Origin of the sequence: Psychrobacter coccoides (genome assembly GCF_017498085.1) — a bacterium.
GTDB classification, from domain to species: domain Bacteria; phylum Pseudomonadota; class Gammaproteobacteria; order Pseudomonadales; family Moraxellaceae; genus Psychrobacter; species Psychrobacter coccoides.
In genome coordinates, this window is the sequence record NZ_JAGBKM010000004.1 from 58632 (window position 1) to 78108 (window position 19477).

Below are 19477 nucleotides of genomic sequence, written 5' to 3' on the forward strand. Positions count from 1 at the left end.
TGGTGTTTAAATCATTTTCCAAGTCATGTCGTTTTCGCTTAAACGGTGGTAGGTCAACTGCGGATAAGGAGACAAGTCCAATGTTTGTAGATTGTTCAATGCCAGTATCAAAGTTTCATAATAAGGTTTTAGCATTGCAAACTGTGCCGGTGTCGTATGCTGTACATTTAATAAGCACTTATCCTCTAAGTCTTGGCTGGCTTGGCGGATTTGTGGCACACCGGTATAACGACTGGCACCCAATATGCGGTGCGCAATCTGTGCCAGCATATTACGATCACGGGCTTGCCATGCCTGTCCCAATGCTTCTTTTTCATCAGCGATAGTATCTATCATCATGGTTATAAGCTTGGCAGCCAGATCTGGCTTGTTGGCAGAACGAGTCAGCGCATCATGCCAGTCTAGTATTGCAAGCTCCTCAATGCCACTGCGCTTCCATTGGTTGTCTTTTGACTGCGGCGCTAATACGCTGGATTCTTGTTTGACATCAGAGTCTATCAGCTGACTTTGCGCCTGTAATTTTTGATACGGCAGATTTTGATAGCGTGGTTGGGTTTCACGCTGTGGCTCTCGCAGGTGGTCATCACGAGGTTGGCTGTCCCTCAGATAGTCGTCACGGATTTTCTTTAATGATAAGGGTCGGGAGATTCTTTTTTCAGCTGACATAGTGACAGGGGTGCTATTTTGCGCATGATTCTCTTTAGCAGCAGACGGCTCTGTCTCAGCACTCATATAATTGTCTGCATCTGTGGCTGAGCTTTGTGAGGTGGATTTTCGTCCGAGCCACTTTTGGAGTACTTGTAATAACTGCGGCTGACTGATTGGCTTACCGACATAATCATCAATACCGCTTGCGAGCAATTTGTCACGCTCATCAGACAACCCATGCGCAGTCAGGGCAATAATAGGAATATGATGGTCAGCCACTTCGATATTACGAATCTGCTGAGCAGCTTCGCGACCTGACATACGTGGCATCTGAATATCCATAAAGATTAAATCAATACTGTCATAGTCCTGTGCTTTTGAGCTCTGAGCTTTAGTGGTCAGGCTCTTTGGTGCTGATGTTGTGTCTTTTATATGTTTGGCCTGCTGTTTACTCATCAGCTCAATCGCCTCAAAGCCACTACTTGCTGTAATCACCTGAATGCCTAGCTCACTAAGCAGCGCATCGAGCACCAGTAGGTTTGGTAAGTGATCATCTACAGCCAAGACTGTGATACCTTGCCAGCGCAGTGTTTGTACTTTTTCAGGCTCACTCTCCTTTTGAGTATCAAGCATGGTATATAGCTGGCGCTTGTCTAAAGGCTCATACAATATATTGGCTTGATAACGGTTTAGTAACGCCTGATCTGCAGCCACTTGATAACCAAAGACCGCAAGTTTACCTTGATAATGCAGCCTAATTTGTTTGAGAAGCGCCATCATGTCGTCTTGGGTATCATTATCGACGATGACCCAGTCCCAGTAGTTGCCATACTCTTTTAGCGATTCCAGCACTCCTGGTAGTGAGTTGGCTTGAGTCAGCTTGATAGGCAGGTTTTGTAGACTGGCTTTGAGCACTTGTCTTGAGGCGACATGATTGATCCAAACCAAGACATTAAACTCATCACTCTCGCTTGCCAGTGGGGCCAGCATGGGGAGTGCTATGGTTTGTCCTGTCGCTGCTTCTAAAACATCGACATGAGCGGGCATACGGAACCAAAACGTTGCGCCTTGATTGGCGATATTCTCTTGCGCATTGTCATAAAATCCAATCTCTCCACCCATCAACTTTGTGAGTTGTTTGGATATCACAAGTCCCAGTCCCGTACCACCATATTGGCGTGTCGTCGAGGGATCGCCTTGGCTAAAGCTTTGAAACAGCATCTTTTGATCTTCTAGCGAGATGCCTTTGCCGCTGTCTTGAATGCTTATCATCAGATAGTTGTCACGATGATCATCTAGGCTGACTCTCACGACCACATCACCACTATCAGTGAACTTGATGGCGTTACCGACCAGATTGGTGAGGACTTGCTTGAGGCGCAGCGCATCTCCATTGATGCGCATCGGCACATCATTATAAAACAGCACCGCCATCCGCAGTCCTTTTTCTGCTGCGACTGGCGAGAGCATATCTACCACATCATAAATGGTGTCATAAAGATCAAACTCATGACGATCAAGCACCAGCTTGCCCGCTTCTATCTTAGAAAAATCTAAGACGTCGTTGACCAGTGCCAACAGATGAGCGGACGATTTACGAATCGTATGTACATACAAGTCTTGCTCAGGGTTGAGCTCACCATGACGAGCGAGCAAATTGATAAAACCATCGATACTATTGAGCGGTGTGCGCAGTTCATGACTGATATTGGCTAAAAATGCTGATTTGGCTTGGCTGGTTGAGATGGCGGCATCACGTGCATTTCTGATAGATATATTTTGCATTTCCATCTCATCAAACGCCAAACGCAAGTCATCTTCGGTTTGCTCAGCATGGTCCTTGAGGTCTTGAAAGCTGCTATGCAAACGGCGTAAGGTCTTTACCAAATCTTGCTGCAATAAATTTAACTCACCGTCAGACTCTACCGGTATAGGTTTGTATAAATTATCGACATGCGTGCGCTGTAGCTGTAGACGCAGCTCATAAATAGGCGCAATCCAGCGCTTGGCATAGATATTGAGGCTCAATAACAGTATCAATATCGTAAACAGACCTGTAATAGCCAGCGCCATAGCGATACGATAACGAGCAATATAAAGCGGCTCATTATCCATATCTATCAGCAACCACAGGTTTTGTCCTTCAAAGTTGCCCAACAAGCTGCCATAAGCGGTCCCGATAGCCGTGGCTTGTTGGGATAAGAAGTTTTTTGAGGTGTCAATACGAGGCCAGCTTTCATCAACACCATAGCCTACTGTCGCAAGTACGTGATTGTTTTCATTGATAATCGCTATACGCTGCACATGCTGTTCAGAGTGCATACGGCTCAATCTATCACGGATCGTCACCAGTGCTGCCATAGCGCCTTGGGCGACAGTGCTTGGGTCTTCAAGCTGTTTATCAGTGATGGACATACCCGCCTGTGCTGGTATGGTAACCCCTCCCAGCACGTCTTCTGACAGCAGGATGCCATCAAGGCTTTGAGCACCTAGCTTACCATAATGATCAGAATGCACCTGTGACACGGGTAGTTGGGCTTGTTTTAGGCGGTTGTCGGCAGAGGTAGATCCATCCGTGATTTTTGCTGCGGCAGATTCCTGCTCTTGTAATATTTGCTGCTGTTGTTCAAGCAAAGTTGGAATTAAGTCAATAACCATTGGCTTATAACGAATCAGCACGGCCTCTGCTAGCGCCTCTTGTTCTGAGTCACTGGCTCGCATGGTTTCATAAAACACCAAAATCCCACCAACCACTGCCAATATACAAATCGGTAAAAACACCAATAGGACTAACTGACCGTAGGCGCTACTCGTATCAAAGCGTTTTTTGTATGCCATGCTCGTTTCCATCTCCGCTGACGTTGACGTCATAAGGCCTGTTGTATGAGGTATTTTAACAGTATTCGAGGACTCAACCCATCATTCAATAGCGACTATAGTCAGTCCAGTATGAAAAAGATACAGCGAAACTGGGATGCTTAGTTTTTTGATGTTGGTTCTGCAGCCTCTGTCGGCGTAGGCACAGCAAGCTAGAAAAATTTATACCCGTTTCGCATTATCAAATAACGTATCCATTTTGTTTAGGGCGTGTCCTCATTTTAAAAATGGTGATAAAAATGAGATAAATGGCAGGCAAACAAGAAAAATAGCGCTGATAATCTCGAGATATTAACTCGCTATTTGCCGCTGTTTGGCAACATTTAGCCATTCTTAGCCCATTTAAATGACGATTGATTGAATTGAGGACATGCCCTAGTATCGACTATATAGTAACAAAGATTTAACCTCACAGCTTAAACGCTCCCCTGTTTTGGATGCGTATCTATTTACCAATATAGTCGGAGTACTTTTAAACCGCTACGGTGTTACTCGCCCTGGATGTACTTAGTGTACTATCTGCGGTCGGTCGCCTTGTAGCGATTTTAAAATTCCTTGACTATAGTGTTTGAAGTCATCAGCGCAGCTAAAGACAAAATGATATAATAGCCACATTTATGGCTCGCTGTTTTGCTTATTCATGCTGGCACTTTATGTCTGTAGGATATTCATATTAATATGAGCCGCTGATTGAATGCTGTCTGTGCTAAAAACGTTGAATCACGAATATTAGAATATAACCTTTAACAAAATAACAAGGATGTCTTATGTCCGCTATGGCCACGTCCACCCCCAACTTCATCTCTCAAGTGACCACTCTTGCTGATTGCGTCGGACAGACGCCCTTGGTCAAACTGCAACGACTGCCTGAGCAGGAGCAGATCACTAATGGTGCCACGTTACTTGCCAAGCTTGAAGGTAACAACCCTGCCGGCTCTGTCAAAGATCGCCCCGCCTTTAATATGATTTATCAAGCAGAACAGCGTGGCGACATCAAGCCAGGGGATATGTTAATTGAAGCCACCAGTGGCAATACTGGCATCGCTTTGGCAATGGTCGCAGCGATGCGTGGCTATCCGATGACGCTGCTGATGCCAACCAACTCAACCCAAGAGCGCAAGGATGCTATGACCGCTTACGGTGCGACCTTGATCGAGGTCGATGAAGGCATGGAGGCGGCACGTGATATGGCGCTACAGATGCAAGCAGATGGCAAAGGGGTAGTACTGGATCAATTTAACAACCCTGACAACAGCCAAGCGCACTACCTTACCACGGGCCCTGAACTGTGGGCACAAACAGAGGGTAAAATCACTCACTTTATCAGCTCAATGGGCACGACTGGCACCATCACAGGAGTCTCTCGCTACCTCAAGGAGCAAAACCCAGACATTAAGGTCATCGGACTACAGCCTGACGAAGACGCTGCCATTGCAGGAATTCGACGCTGGCCAGCCGCTTATATGCCTGGTATTTATGATGCAGATTTGGTCGATGAGGTCATGGATATCGATCAGTATATGGCAGAGGTTTATATGCGCAAACTGGCCAAGACCGAAGGTGTCTTCGCTGGCGTATCCTCAGGAGCTGCTGCATGGGCAGCATTGCAGGTCGCCAAGACCAATCCTGATGCCGTCATCGCGTTTATCGTTTGTGACCGCGGGGATCGTTATTTATCGACTGGTTTATACAATGTTAATGACGATAATGTTAATGACGACAATGTTGATAACGGTACAGAAAACGCAGCACAATAAGCTAACAATTAATTAGGTCTACCTATGTCACAAGCCTTACCATCCGACCCGATACTGGTCTTTGATATCGAGACCGTTGCTGATACGGATGCGGCTCGCCGTATCTATCCACAGCTGTCTGAGCTCAGTGATGCTGATGCCTTGAGTGCCTTGACAGCGATACGCACTCAAGAAGCGGGGCATGATTTTATGCGCCTGCCCTTGCAGCGTATCGTTTGTATTTCAGCCTTGTATGTCAAAGATGGTAAGCTTTCTTTGTTTTCTCTAACGGCAGATAAATTTAGCGAACAAGACATTCTTGCTAAGTTTTTTCGGGCATTTAGCGACCTTGAGACACTACCGCAGTTGATCAGCTGGAACGGATCAGGCTTTGATATTCCAGTGCTGATCTATCGTGCCATGCAATATGATCTGGCAGCGCCATGGCTATTTGAAGAAGGCGAGCGCATCAAAAACATGCGTTTTGATAATTATGTCAATCGCTTTCACACTCGCCATCTTGACCTGATGGACAGGTTCAGCCAATACGGTGCCAGTCGCCGTGAAGCCATGGATGTGGTCGCCAGCCTCTATGGCCTGCCCGGTAAGACTGATGTCGATGGCAGCATGGTCGGTGACCTAGTCAGTCAAGAGGATTGGCAAACGTTATCGATATATTGTGAATCTGATGTCATGAATACTTGGCTGATCTACTTACGCTGGCTGCGTTTGACTGGTCAACTATCCTCACAAGGTTTTGACACTTGGCAGCAGCAAAGCCTGAGTTATTTGGCACAGTATACCCAAGCGGATGGCAGTCCACGTCATCACGAGTTTATCGCTGACTGGTCCTCCGCCCCCAAATCATAGACTGGGCGTGTCGTTAGCGATTGTTTCTGACTCTACCCTGTAGTTTTTTATTATTTAGCTATTTATCATCAATTATTAAGGCAGGTTTATGCAGCCCACCGATTCAAACTCTCCTATGACGTCTGATGCAACAGCGCTTACGAGCGACAAGCAAACCATTACTATACCGCCCAATAAAAAGAAGTCCAAACCTTCCTCAAAGACTCGTCGCCGCCTAAAAGATGCCGAACCGCTCCCATTTGTCATTGATGGCCTGTCTCATGATGGCCGTGGTGTCGCTGTCTATGGTAAAGGGTTTGATGCCGATGACGGTCACATCGAGGACAAACACGGCAAAAAAGTCTTTGTCAGCTTTGCTCTGCCTGGTGAGAGCGCCTTAGTCAAACTGACCAACAGCCGTGCCAGCTTTGAAGAAGGCGATGCTGTCAGTATCACGGCCAACCCTAACTCTGAGCGTGCTGTGCCACCTTGTCCACATTTTGGTGTTTGTGGTGGCTGTAGCCTGCAGCACTGGCAGCCTGATGGGCAAATAAACTTTAAGCAGTCGGTACTGGCGGAGATGCTGAGACATCAAGCCAATATAGAGCCTGAACACTGGCTTGCACCTGTGGTCGGAGATCGCCTTGGCTATCGTACCAAAGCACGACTTGGGGTACGTTATGTCGCCAAAAAAGAGACCGCCTTGGTTGGTTTTCGTGAGCGCTCAAGCAATTTTTTAGCAGAGCTAAACGAGTGTCATATCTTAGACCCCCGTATTGGCTTTGAGATTGAAAACTTAAAAGCGCTTATCAGCACCTTAGAGAGTCGTGATAAAATTGCACAACTCGAGCTGGCTATGGGTGAGCAAATACCTGAGCTACCAGACGGCGATCAGCCTGTCGCCTTAATCGTGCGTAACTTAGCACCCTTATCAGACGCTGACCTTGAGAAGCTCAAGTCGTTTTTTGCCGCACGCAATTGGCAGTTATATCTACAGTCAAAAGGCGTTGACAGCATCCAGCGTATCGCTTTGACAGACGATGATGATATGAGCCAGCAGTTTGGGCGCTTATATTATCAGCTGCCTGAGTTTGACTTAACCTTTGAGTTTATTCCGACTGACTTTACCCAAGTGAATTTGTCGGTAAACCGTCAGATGACCAAGCTTGCTTGTGATTTGTTGGACTTAAAGGCAGGCGAGCGAGTGTTGGATTTGTTTAGCGGTTTAGGCAACTTTAGTTTGCCACTTGCTCGCCTTGTCGGTGAGACAGGCTCAGTGGTCGGTGTAGAAGGCAGTGATGCAATGACTGCCCGTGCGACAGACAACGCCCGTCGTAATGGTCTGAATAATACCGAGTTTTATAGCCAAGACTTGACCCATGACTGCTCAGATCAGCCTTGGGCCAATCGAGGCTTTGATGCGTTGTTGATCGACCCACCCCGCTCTGGTGCTTGGGAAATCATGCAGTACTTACCTAAGTTTAATGCTGAGCGCATCGTTTATGTGTCTTGTAACCCGGCAACACTCGCTCGAGATACCAAGGCGTTATTAGAGCAAGGCTATCGTCTCACTCATGCTGGCGTGATGGATATGTTCTGTCATACCGGTCATGTCGAATCAATTGCTCGTTTTGAAAAAGTATCACCATCCCTTTAGTCTCTTATACAGTGCCATCCTTCATAGCTGAGCGGTGGCCCTAATGCGATGAGTGTTGTGCAGTCTCTGGAGTGCAACGAACGTGCACAGTAAGCGTAGAAAATCTATACCAGCAGCATGCCAATATTAATGTATCGATTTTATTTAGTACTCTCTCTATGTTACGCAGGCATAAAGCTGATTACAGAGCCTCGCTTGAATTACAGGCCTGAAATGACATAATTGTATATTGGCGCTTTAATAGACATTGGAGCTGTGCTTGGTACTCAAGCATGGCTCGTTTTGGAGGTGTATTTAGACATTGGAAGTACAATAGTTGAGTCGTATACTGTACTATGACATATTCTGTCAACATACGACCTATATTACTTTTATGATTACCGCTTTGATAGGTTTGATTAATCATCATATCAAAGCCGCAACTTAAAGATGGAACTTTAATAGTTGCAGACATGTACATTTAAATAAGCACGAGACCAATAGATGCTTAGATTATAAATATAATGCTTTTCCTAGATCAAACTGCTAAAAATAATAGCGCTAATCCAATCCAGCAAACTATTTATCTTATCAGAAGTATACTAGGCAAAAGTAACGTTAAAAATAGCTAAGAGGAGCAGGAGCCGGCTATGGTAAAGATTCGAGAAGGGTTACCATTAATAGATGGTCAAACCACACAGACTGATAGTGCATCATTAGCTGCTCAGCTGGTTGCCAGTCAGCGTTCTCAGCAGTCTGCCAATAGCTATGCTCAGCTTCCACTAGACATCAAACAACAGCTTGCCACTCATAAGCTGCACACCACTTTTGATCGCTCTGCACAATACTCTTATCACAACCATGATCCCAAACTACAAGACGAGTATCTAAATAGTACGCTTGTAGATGAAAAAAACATAGCACCCAAAGCCTCTGCAAATGACGACCTGGATCAGGCTAATATTGATGTGCCTGCGTGGCTAGATAATGTGGCAAAACGTATCGGTCAAGACTCAGTACCCAACCTAGCTATCGCTTGTGAGTTTATTCGCAGTCGCATGAATACCAGCGAGTCTGAACGCTCTGGCGCTTATGTTATGGGCATCGGTATGGCTGATATCCTGACCTATCTTTATCAAGATGAAAATGCCTTAGTCGCTGCAATGCTATACCGTAGTGCCCGTAAGTCGATGGTGAGCTTGAATGATATCGAAAAGCAGTTTGGTAAAGATGTCGCTGTTTTAGTCAAAGATGCTTTAGCACTGGGTAAACTGTCTGCCATTATTGAAAGCAATAAGCGCTTAGAGGATCACTTTGCCAACAACCAACGTGATCAGCTGTCAAATATCTATAGTATGCTTTTGTCTGTCACCAATGACGTACGTGTGGTGCTGATTAAACTGTCTGAACGTACTTTTGCCATGCGTGAGCTGTCTTTTTCTGACACCGATCGTCAACAGCGTGTCGCTCGTGAGGTCATGACCATTTATGCACCGCTTGCTCACCGCCTAGGTATTGCCCAGTTAAAATGGGAGCTTGAGGACTTGGCTTTTCGCTATCTGGCCCCTGAGCGTTATAAAGAAATCGCTAAGCTATTGTCCGAAAAACGCAGCGAGCGCGAAGAATACATCCAGCGTATGCAGGATAAGCTCAACCTCGCTTTAGCAGATGCGGGTATTGCTGCTGACGTTTCAGGACGAGTGAAGCACATTTACTCTATTTATCGAAAAATGAAACTTAAAAGTTTGTCATTTCATCAGCTTTATGACATTCGTGCGCTGCGGGTTTTGGTGGATAGTCCTTCAGACTGCTATCACGTCCTAGGGTTGATACATGGTCTATGGCGGTATATACCAGAGCAGTTTGACGACTACATTACCAATCCAAAACCAAACGGCTATCGCTCTTTGCACACGGCTGTCATCGCCGAAAACAAATCGCTTGAAGTGCAAATTCGTACTCATGAAATGCATTTTGAGGCTGAGCTGGGTATGTGCGCGCATGTCAACTACAAAGAAGGCGGCAAAGGTAAAAAGGACAACTATTTAAACCAAAAAATCAGCTCGTTACGTCACTTGCTGTCTATTAATGATCCGGTATATGCCAGCTCAGCAAGTGATGACGACAGTGGCAATCAAAGTCTGAGCGAGTTCGAAGAAAGCGAACAAATCGTGGACTTTGATGAGCGTGAGCGGATTTATGTATTTAGCCGTGACGGTGACATTACCGAACTCCCAAAAGGCGCAACTGTCCTAGACTTTGCCTATTATGTGCATACACAGGTTGGTAATTGTGCCCAAGCAGCACGAGTCAACCAGCGCTACGTGCCGCTGACCTATCAACTCAAGACTGGTGAGCAAGTAGAGATTATTACCAAAGCATCACGTGAGCCCAATCGTGACTGGCTGGTGGCCTCACTGGGCTATATTCAGACCAATCGTGCGCGCTCAAAACTACGTCAATGGTTCAACAAACAAGACCGTGATAAAAACATTGAAATTGGTCGGCAGATGCTCAAAAAAGAGCTTGAACGCTTATCTGTGCATCCAAATAGCATTGACTTAAATGATTACACACAGTTTTTCCATGTCAATAACGCCGATGACATCGTCGTTGGTTTGGTGACAGGAGAGATTGGACTACATCAGCTTACTGGACATATTTCTCGGCAATTGCGCCTCGAGCCTGAAAAAGAACCAGAAGAATATACACCGAGCGTTGATCCAAAGTCGACGGGCTCAATTGGTGCCTATAAAATCTGTATTGATGGTCTAGATAATATCGAGGTCAATTTGGCTGGCTGCTGTCATCCCGTTCATGGCGAGCCGATATCTGGCTACATCACCCAGTCTCGTGGTGTCAGTGTTCATAACCGGGGCTGTCCAGAGTATCTACGACTGATCGAACGTGATCCTGAGCGCAAAATTAGCGCTGCTTGGAAGTCTAAGTCTGGCCGTTATCAGCCCGTTGATATTCATATCGAAGCTTATGACAGACGGGGCTTACTGCGAGACCTAACACAAGTCATCGATAAAGAAAGCGTCAACATTCGCAGGGTCGAGACATTAAGCACCGATGACAATATCGCTTCTTTAAAATTTCATGTTGAGGTTTCGGGGTTGGCACACTTATCCAAACTACTCGCCAAGCTTGAACAACAGCCAGGTATTTTGCATGCTCGCCGTGCTATTGCATAACGAGCATAAATTATCTGACGCTACCTACCTTTCACCCTCTATTATCGAGAAGGTCACCATAAAACATCATGCCTGAGCTACCTGAAGTCGAAACCACCAAAGCCAGCCTCAAACCATTAATAGGTCAAAAAACAACCAACATAGAGGTGTTTCAGCCTAAACTACGTTGGCCTATGCCAGCTGATCTACCAGACTTGGTCGGTTATTCTTTGCACAGCATTCGGCGCCGTGCAAAGTATCTTATATTGGAGTTTGTTGCTACCAAGGCAGCATTACAGGGTATTAAAAATACCAATGACAAGCCCTGTATACCTCAAAAGCAACTGATCATTCATCTGGGGATGTCTGGGAGCTTACAGCAATATCCGATAGGTGCTGAAAAACGTAAACACGATCATTTAGTGATGACTTTTATGGCTACAGATGGCCAGTGTGTGCAGCTACACTACCACGACCCCAGACGCTTTGGTGCGGTCTTATGGTACGAAGAGTATGAAGATAAACTCCTCAACCATCTCGGTCCCGAGCCATTATCAAACCAGTTCACTGCAGATTATTTATATCATTTGATTCAGCGAACTACCGACTCCGTCACGCAGGATAAAAAATCCAAAAAACGTCCCATCGTGCGCCCTATTAAGTCTATTATTATGGAGCAGCAAGTCGTGGTTGGTGTTGGTAATATTTATGCCACTGAAAGTTTATATTTATCTGGCATCCATCCAGCCACACCAGCCAATCAAATACCTTACACACAAATTCAAGTCCTAGTCGAGCATACTAAAGCCATCCTCCAAAAGTCGATAGATTTAGGAGGCTCCACCCTACGTGATTTTACAGTAGCGAGCGGACAAACAGGCTATTTTCAGCAGACCCTAAATGTCTATGGTAGACAAGGTGAAGCGTGCCCACATTGCGCCACAACGCTTGACAACATAAAACTCAATGGCCGAGCCAGTGTTTACTGCCCCAGTTGTCAGCCTTCTATTTAACCAGAATCAATTGCACATTTAAATAAAGCCTTGGTAAAGACTAAAGCGTATGGAGCATTTAAAACCTCCTGCGCTTTTTTGTTGCTTATTTACCTATATATTGCTTTAATAGTCATTACGTTTACACAAATAATGCAAACCATTTATTTATCTGTAATATTTAATCCATGTTTTTAGTTGTTGTTTCAGCATGTCTATCTGATAAGGTAGATACTGACAATATTGCTAATAATAAGTTTTAGGGTATCATCATGACTATTAAAAAAAACGCTCAGCGTAGTGCTAAATATAAAGTACTCAGTATGATTATCAGTATGTGCGCTACTATGGCTATCATGCAGCCTGCCTCAGCAGCAATAGAGATTGATGAGACTGATTTCGGACCTTCATATGAGACGATGGTGGTCGATACTGTGGCGGGTAAGCCGCTGCAGCTCGTAAATGCCGTTGCAGGTACCGCTGTTTACTTTGCTAGCCTGCCTTTTTCATTAATTGGTGGTAATGCAGATCAAGCACAGCAAAAGCTACTTGTTGAGCCTTGGAGTGCTATGGGTCGCTGTTTAGGCTGCAGTGTGGCAGAAGACAATTACTATAAATCACAAGCCGCTGATGATAACGTGGTACGTATTGTGGTTGATCAGCCATCTGAGATTTTAATCAGTACTGACGACTATGTGGTGGTCACGCCTTAATTAGACGTCTTGGCTTATAGACACGCCCTTACTTACTGCATATAAGTGATATTGATGCTAGTCATGCGCCCAATAAAATCATAACCCCTTTATCATCAACTGACTAAAGCGTATCAAATACAAAAAAGGTTAACCCTATGGTTAACCTTTTTTTGGTGCTGTTTTATACGTTTGAGTATTAAGCTGTCTTACTACGACTGTGACGCTTACGCTCACTTTCTGTCAAATAGCGCTTACGTAAACGAATCGCTTTTGGTGTCACCTCAACCAACTCATCATCTTGAATAAATTCAAGCGCTTGCTCTAGAGTAAACTTGATGGCTGGGGTTAGCGTCAACGCTTCATCCGTACCACTGGCACGGACGTTAGTTAACTGTTTGGCAGTGGTTGGATTCACAACCATATCATCACTGCGTGAGTTAAGACCAACAATCATACCTTCGTAAACTTCAAGCTGAGGCTCAGCAAACAACTTACCACGTTTTTGTAAGTTAAACAGAGCAAACCCTAAGCAGGTACCAGTAGCCATAGACACTAGGACACCGTTCACACGGCCACCGACATCACCGATCTTTTGTGGGCCATAATGCGAGAAGCTAGAGGTCAAGATACCCGTGCCTGATGTGAGCGTCATAAACTCAGAGCGGAAGCCAATCAGACCACGAGCAGGCATCGTCGCTTCAATACGCATACGACCTTTACCATCGAGCTGCATGTCAGTCATCTCGCCTTTGCGTAAACCAACTTGCTCCATGATAGCGCCTTGATGCTCTTCTTCGACATCAAAAATAACATTCTCATATGGCTCTTGTGGCTTACCATCGACTTCTTTAACGATAACCTCTGGACCAGATACGCCCAGCTCAAAACCTTCACGGCGCATGTTTTCAATCAATACAGACAAGTGCAGCTCACCACGACCTGACACTTTAAACTTATCAGGAGACTCCGTGTCTTCTACCCGCAGCGCCACGTTATGGATAAGCTCACGCTCTAAACGCTCACGAATATTACGCGACGTCACAAACTTACCTTCACGGCCTGCAAATGGTGAGTTGTTTACTTGGAAGTTCATCGAGACCGTTGGTTCATCAACGGTAAGCGGTGGTAACGCCTCTACATGATTTGGGTCACAGATCGTATCCGAAATATTTAAGTTATCAATACCCGTAATACAAACGATATCACCTGCTTGTGCTTCTTCTACATCGATACGATCAAGACCATGATAGCCCATAATCTTTAGGATACGGCCATTACGGGTTTTACCATTTTTATCAACGACAGTCACTGGTGTATTGGTTTTGATTCTACCGCGCTGAATACGGCCAATACCGATAACACCGACGAAGCTGTTATAGTCAAGGCTTGAGATCTGCATGCGGAATGGCGCATCTGCATCAACCTGAGGTGGTTGTACCACATCAACGATGGTTTTGAACAATGGCGTCATGTCTTCAGCCAAGTCATCTGCTTCTAAACCTGCAATACCATTCAAGGCCGAAGCATAAACGACTGGAAAGTCTAGCTGCTCATCAGTGGCACCTAGATTGTCAAACAAATCAAAGATTTGATCCATAACCCAGTCAGGGCGAGCGCCAGGACGATCAATCTTGTTGATGACAACAATGGGCTTTAGACCTTGTTCAAACGCTTTTTGGGTCACAAAGCGTGTTTGTGGCATTGGGCCATCAACCGCATCTACGACCAAAAGCACGCAGTCAACCATCGACATGACACGCTCTACTTCACCGCCAAAATCAGCGTGACCTGGGGTATCAACAATATTGATGCGATATTCAGTGTTTTCTGTTTTATCTGTCCATCTGATGGCTGTGTTTTTAGCCAAAATAGTAATGCCACGTTCTTGCTCAATATCACCTGAGTCCATTGCACGTTCTGCAATGTTTGCACGTTCGTCAAAAGTGCCAGATTGATGCAATAGTTTATCGACCAAGGTGGTTTTACCATGATCAACGTGGGCAATGATTGCAATATTACGCAGGTGTTTGATGTCGTTCGCCATATAAAATGCTCGTTTTATCTTAAAAAAATGCAGTAGCAATAAGCGTCACTAAATAGGCTTTTATCATCATACAGGTAGATACTCTAACTCTTACCTTGAGTTACCGTGCAATATGCAGGATAGGGTCATAGATTATAAAAGAGTAAGATAGTTATACAGATAAGCCCATCATAAAGATAGCTTTGCTAATGGACACTTTGTCAATCTACAAAGTGTTTGGGTCGATAGTATAACATTATTGCATCATAATTTTATGCAATAATGTGACCTAGAAATATAAATTAAAAAAAAGCCGCCCATTTGGACGACTTTTTTGTAACTCTATAGAGCGTAACTCACTTACTAAGTCAGTGCTTACTGAACAACCATATCTTTAGTTTGTTCAACAGTCATTGTTTTGTCACCAGTGATGATGGCATAAACACGACGGTTCATAGCACGGCCTTCTTCAGTGTCGTTATCTGCGATTGGACGGTCATAACCGTAACCAACAGTTGATAGACGGTTTGGAGCTACGCCAAACTCGTTAGTCAACATAGACTTCACAGCAACAGCACGAGCTTCTGATAGACGCTGGTTGTAAGCGGCTGATGGGCCAGTCTTAGAAGCGTGACCTTCGACGCGAGCGGTAGAGTTTGGATACTCACGCATCTTCTCTGCTACTTTAGCGATTTCAGGCTGGTATTGAGCTTTGATGTTTGATTTGTCGTTATCAAAGAATACACGTAGCTCCATTTTTAGCTCGTCAGTGATATCAACTTCTACTGGGCAACCACGCTCGTCTACTACGACGTTCATTGGAGTGCCTGGGCACTCATCGATGCTATCAGGTACACCGTCGCCATCAGAGTCGATATCTTCTTCAACCACGACTACTGGTGGTGCTGCGACATCTGGCTCTACTTGTGGTGGTACTGCTACTGTTGGTGCTAAGTGGCCACCAAGTACGACTTCTAAACCAGCTAGAGCCATACCTTCCCACCAGTTGTTGTCAAAGTTGTGGATCGCACGTGCTTCACCACGTAGGCTTAGTGCGTCGTTGATACGATACATAGCACCTAGACCTAGGTTACCAATAGTGTCTTTTGACTCAGACACTTCAGTGCCAGCAGGAACATTCGTACCAGCTGCATAGCCAGCAACATCTGAGTCAGCTGTATACTGTTCTTGGTTTTCTACTTTGATCTTAGACTGACCAGCACCGATCAATACGTATGGTTTAAAGGCATTGTCAGTATAACCAGTGAACTCTTCAGTACCGATCAAAAAGTTACCAGAAATCATGGTTTGTTCGATATCAAAGCGGTTTTTTGGATCTGCTGCTGAAGCGTCAGATGCTTGGCCATCAGTGTTTGATACGCCGTACTCTACTTGGAACTGAGTAGAAGGGGTTAGCTCGATACCTAGTGCCGCACCAGTGTATAGGCCGCTTTCTTTAGCAACACCACCATTCAAGGTACTGCCAGTATTAAGCTGCTTACCAGTACGTAGGATTTCACGCTGCTCATCATGCGCTTCGTCTGTGTAGTGATAACCTAATAATAGTGGGCTAATCGTAACGCCAGCGTTTGCCGCTAGTGGCGCCGCTGCTACAGCAACTATAGCTAAAGCAATTTTATTTAATTTCATGGACTTCCTCCAAAGGATTATTTAAGTGATGCGTTAAGCACAACCACTTCCCAGATGAACTAAAAAACAGACATCATTTACGGTCGTATAAAAATACAACGAAACTAATTAGGGAGTAGCTTATCGATTATTAATTCAGTTTACAACTTTTTTCGATGTACAGCTACACATTATTACACGATAGTGTTGTAACTAAAACACAATAACCAACTCATTTTACTAATAACAAACAGTGTTTGCACTACTAAACTTTTAAAAGTCTATTTTTAATTTTAAAACAAGTCTTGGTTATCAGTCAGTATTATTTTATTACAATTAAAATCTTTTCTCTATCATAAGAACTTGCCATTCACTAATTGATACATATTTTGACAGTTTACTTATTTCCTAACGGCACAAAAGAGTAAACATTATTTCAACTATCTGCTATATTACTGTATATCGACATTATCAAATATAGCACCTTTACCTAGTGGGCCACTTGTTTATCATGGTATGTCGCAGGGTTTACGTTTCAGTAAGTATGCACTAACTCAATGTAACCACGGGCTCAATATAAAGACAGTACAGGACTGCTGCTATAGTGCCATCTTGTCCGACACAGCTCGATGCTGCGTAATATTTACCCCACAGCATACGGTCTAGGATGGATCAACTTTACTTGGGGTGCAATACCATTTATTTCGGACTAAATACTATAGCTATCTGTACGTCTACACTAAAGTTTATATCGCATATAGTAATCATAGGGAATATTGATCATGCTGCGTCAGTCTTTGTTAAAGAGTCAGCGGATAGCTATTATTTATTTGGTAAAGACCGCCGTTATTGCTATCGCCCGTACCTTCTCAGCCTTCAGCTCTACTCACTTTGACAACCAGCAGTCCTTACCCCCTACTGTGACAAAAAACAAAACACGAAGTACAAAAACGTTTATACATTGTAGAGCGAACCAAGGTTTTACACTTATAGAGGTTGTTATCACCACCTTGGTTTTAGCCATCATAGCCACGATTGCGACCCCCTCTATATTGACACAACTCGCCAATATGGAAGCAAAGCGCGTCAGACACACCCTAATGAATACCTTTAGTACTGCGAAAGCTGAAAGCTATATTCGCAGACAAAACCTAGTGGTCTGTTTGTCAGACTCAGGTGGCCGCTGTCATAAAGACAGCAAGAAAGCACTGCTGTTATTCATCGATAACAATGACAACAAACATTTTGATCAGACCACAGACCACTTACTCAGTGAACAGCATATCAATCCTAAATACGGCACTTTGCATCTAAGGGCTGGCAAGCGCCACTATGTCAGGTTTTATGGTGACTCAGGTAAACCACGTGGTCATTTTGGTCATATCAAATACTGTCCTAACAAAAGCTACAATCGAGCCATGTATCAAGTGTCTTTTAATCAAGTAGGTATCATTAAATACAAGCCCAACAGCATCCATGACACAGGATGCGCCGGTTAGTCTTTATTCAATGTTTCTTAATAGAGCACCTTGCATCATTTATGCATGGCTGCTTTCATCTCTTTTACTGCTTGCTCTAGACCCATAAACACAGCATCCGCTATCAGTGCATGCCCGATATTCAGCTCGTAGATACCGTCGATTTGAGCGATGGCATTGACATTGTCACGAGTAAGGCCATGCCCTGCATTGATGAGTAGCTTATCATCCAGACGCTGTGCAGTGGCAGCTGCTTGTTGAATACGCTGTAACTCAGCATTTTGGGCGGTGACATCCTCTGCTAATCCCGCTTCTGCATAAGCTCCAGTATGGATCTCAATCGCATCAGCATGACAGTCAATGGCTGCTTGAATCTGCGTCTCATCCGGATCTACAAACAAAGAGACCTTGATGCCGTTTGTTTGAAGTTTTTTAATATAACCTTGCAAATAACTGATCTGCTCTGCAACGTTTAAACCACCTTCTGTCGTAAGCTCTTCACGCTTCTCAGGTACTAAGCACACCCAGTATGGCTTGACCTCACAGGCAATATTCAACATTTCAGTCGTTGCTGCTATTTCTAAGTTTAGTCTGGTCGTTAACTGCGCTGCTATCTCATAGACATCGGAGTCTTGGATATGACGACGATCTTCACGCAAATGAATCGTGATACCGTCAGCGCCCGCTTGCTCGCACAGCAGTGCCGCTGCTAATGGACTGGGATAGCGCACGCCACGAGCCTGACGCAAGGTGGCAACATGGTCGATATTAACACCTAGTAAGGGTTTATTAACGGAATTCTGGGACAACATAGTCATAAAAGATCCTTTTCATTGCTTTTATCGTTCTTTAGTAGGAGAAACCATCACGTAAATTGTCGTGTTTGTATTTTATGATTGATAACGCTGTTGCTGTTGCCACAATAGGCGACTCTGCAAAGGCTGATAATCGAGCAAGTGGTCTATCAGGTATCGATGTAAACGTGACCACGAGCTTAGAGTGGTATTGGCAATCCCTACTTGCGCCATCGCTATAATCTCAGTACCAGTAAACATAGGCTGCAAGGTAGAAATCGTCGTTTTGTCTGGCTCCATACTATGATTCTGTACAACAAAGCCAACATCAGGTAAAAACCGATACTCATCATGAGCGCTGATAGGAGTCAGCGTACTATCGTGAGTAAAGGTCAGCGCAAAGCCAAGCTCATTAAAGAGATGATGTTCAAATTGACGTAAGCATAACCTTAATGCATGGGCTGATAATGGCTGCTTTAGCGTTTGCAGGCTATGTTGATAGTGTTGCCATAATACGGGCATTGGGTCTTCGGTAGGCAGTAGCTTCCACAATATTTCGTTTAAATACAAGGCTGCATATTGTTGTTGACCTTTAATGTATTGATAACGCTGTGGTTCAATAATAGCATTATTGTCTGGGGCAGTTGCTTTGGCTGTCACAGCGTCTTTGGGCGGGTCGCCTGAAGTATCCGTTGGCGGCTGAAGCTGAGCTTGATAGAGGTTGATTTGACTAAAGGTTTTCAGCTCTCGCTTACCTGTGGCAAACAGCTGTAATGGCTCAAACAGCGGCGCCCCTTTTTTGCCAATACCATGTACGATTCCATGCTGCTGAGAAAACAGGTAATAAATGGCGCGTTTTTCTTGATAAGGACGCTGATGTAATAAATAACCTATCAATGCTTCATTACGCATTTCCTATTACCTCAGCATCACTCTAAAGTTTA

Annotated in this window: 12 protein-coding genes; 7 read left to right on the top strand and 5 right to left on the bottom strand. The window is 44.6% G+C overall.

Going from position 1 to position 19477, the window contains the following annotated elements:
* Nucleotides 1-6 precede the first annotated feature (6 nt).
* The gene (locus J3492_RS03610; protein ID WP_243453079.1) at nucleotides 7-3486 is read right to left on the bottom strand and encodes an ATP-binding protein; all 3480 of its coding nucleotides are present in this window, start codon (nucleotides 3484-3486) and stop codon (nucleotides 7-9) included.
* 806 nt (nucleotides 3487-4292) lie between these two features.
* Between J3492_RS03610 and cysM the strand changes: the two genes are divergently transcribed.
* The 6 genes from cysM (at nucleotide 4293) to J3492_RS03645 (ending at nucleotide 12627) form a co-directional block, all read left to right on the top strand.
* On the top strand, nucleotides 4293-5282 hold the full coding sequence (gene cysM, locus J3492_RS03620) for a cysteine synthase CysM (protein ID WP_424108378.1): 990 nt from the start codon (nucleotides 4293-4295) through the stop codon (nucleotides 5280-5282).
* Between the two features lie 24 nt (nucleotides 5283-5306).
* A complete protein-coding gene (locus J3492_RS03625; RefSeq protein ID WP_207989981.1) occupies nucleotides 5307-6131 on the top strand; it encodes a 3'-5' exonuclease in 825 nt (274 codons plus the stop codon).
* 88 nt (nucleotides 6132-6219) lie between these two features.
* Nucleotides 6220-7767 carry a 23S rRNA (uracil(1939)-C(5))-methyltransferase RlmD gene (gene rlmD / locus J3492_RS03630; protein ID WP_207989988.1) on the top strand — a complete coding sequence of 516 codons (1548 nt, stop codon included), beginning with the start codon at nucleotides 6220-6222 and terminating at the stop codon, nucleotides 7765-7767.
* A 629-nt stretch (nucleotides 7768-8396) separates the two neighbouring features.
* Nucleotides 8397-10943: a RelA/SpoT family protein gene (locus tag J3492_RS03635; RefSeq protein WP_207989990.1), complete on the top strand. Its 2547-nt coding sequence runs from the start codon at nucleotides 8397-8399 to the stop codon at nucleotides 10941-10943.
* Nucleotides 10944-11011: 68 nt separating this feature from the next.
* The gene (gene mutM / locus J3492_RS03640) at nucleotides 11012-11935 is read left to right on the top strand and encodes a bifunctional DNA-formamidopyrimidine glycosylase/DNA-(apurinic or apyrimidinic site) lyase (protein ID WP_207989992.1); all 924 of its coding nucleotides are present in this window, start codon (nucleotides 11012-11014) and stop codon (nucleotides 11933-11935) included.
* Nucleotides 11936-12186: 251 nt separating this feature from the next.
* On the top strand, nucleotides 12187-12627 hold the full coding sequence (locus tag J3492_RS03645; RefSeq protein ID WP_207989996.1) for a hypothetical protein: 441 nt from the start codon (nucleotides 12187-12189) through the stop codon (nucleotides 12625-12627).
* Between the two features lie 178 nt (nucleotides 12628-12805).
* Here the strand turns inward: J3492_RS03645 and typA are convergent, their stop codons facing one another.
* Together typA and J3492_RS03655 are read right to left on the bottom strand one after the other, a co-directional pair.
* The gene (gene typA, locus J3492_RS03650; RefSeq protein ID WP_207989999.1) at nucleotides 12806-14653 is read right to left on the bottom strand and encodes a translational GTPase TypA; all 1848 of its coding nucleotides are present in this window, start codon (nucleotides 14651-14653) and stop codon (nucleotides 12806-12808) included.
* A gap of 354 nt (nucleotides 14654-15007) precedes the next feature.
* Nucleotides 15008-16282 carry an OmpA family protein gene (locus J3492_RS03655; RefSeq protein ID WP_207990001.1) on the bottom strand — a complete coding sequence of 425 codons (1275 nt, stop codon included), beginning with the start codon at nucleotides 16280-16282 and terminating at the stop codon, nucleotides 15008-15010.
* 761 nt (nucleotides 16283-17043) lie between these two features.
* On the opposite strand from J3492_RS03655, the gene J3492_RS03660 reads away from it, so the two are divergent.
* Nucleotides 17044-17760, top strand: a complete 717-nt coding sequence (locus tag J3492_RS03660; protein ID WP_207990004.1) for a pilus assembly FimT family protein — start codon at nucleotides 17044-17046, stop codon at nucleotides 17758-17760.
* A 35-nt stretch (nucleotides 17761-17795) separates the two neighbouring features.
* Here the strand turns inward: J3492_RS03660 and J3492_RS03665 are convergent, their stop codons facing one another.
* Together J3492_RS03665 and recO are read right to left on the bottom strand one after the other, a co-directional pair.
* Nucleotides 17796-18557: a pyridoxine 5'-phosphate synthase gene (locus tag J3492_RS03665; RefSeq protein ID WP_207990006.1), complete on the bottom strand. Its 762-nt coding sequence runs from the start codon at nucleotides 18555-18557 to the stop codon at nucleotides 17796-17798.
* A gap of 72 nt (nucleotides 18558-18629) precedes the next feature.
* Complete coding sequence (gene recO, locus J3492_RS03670; protein WP_207990008.1) at nucleotides 18630-19445, bottom strand: DNA repair protein RecO; 816 nt, start codon at nucleotides 19443-19445, stop codon at nucleotides 18630-18632.
* Nucleotides 19446-19477 lie beyond the last annotated feature (32 nt).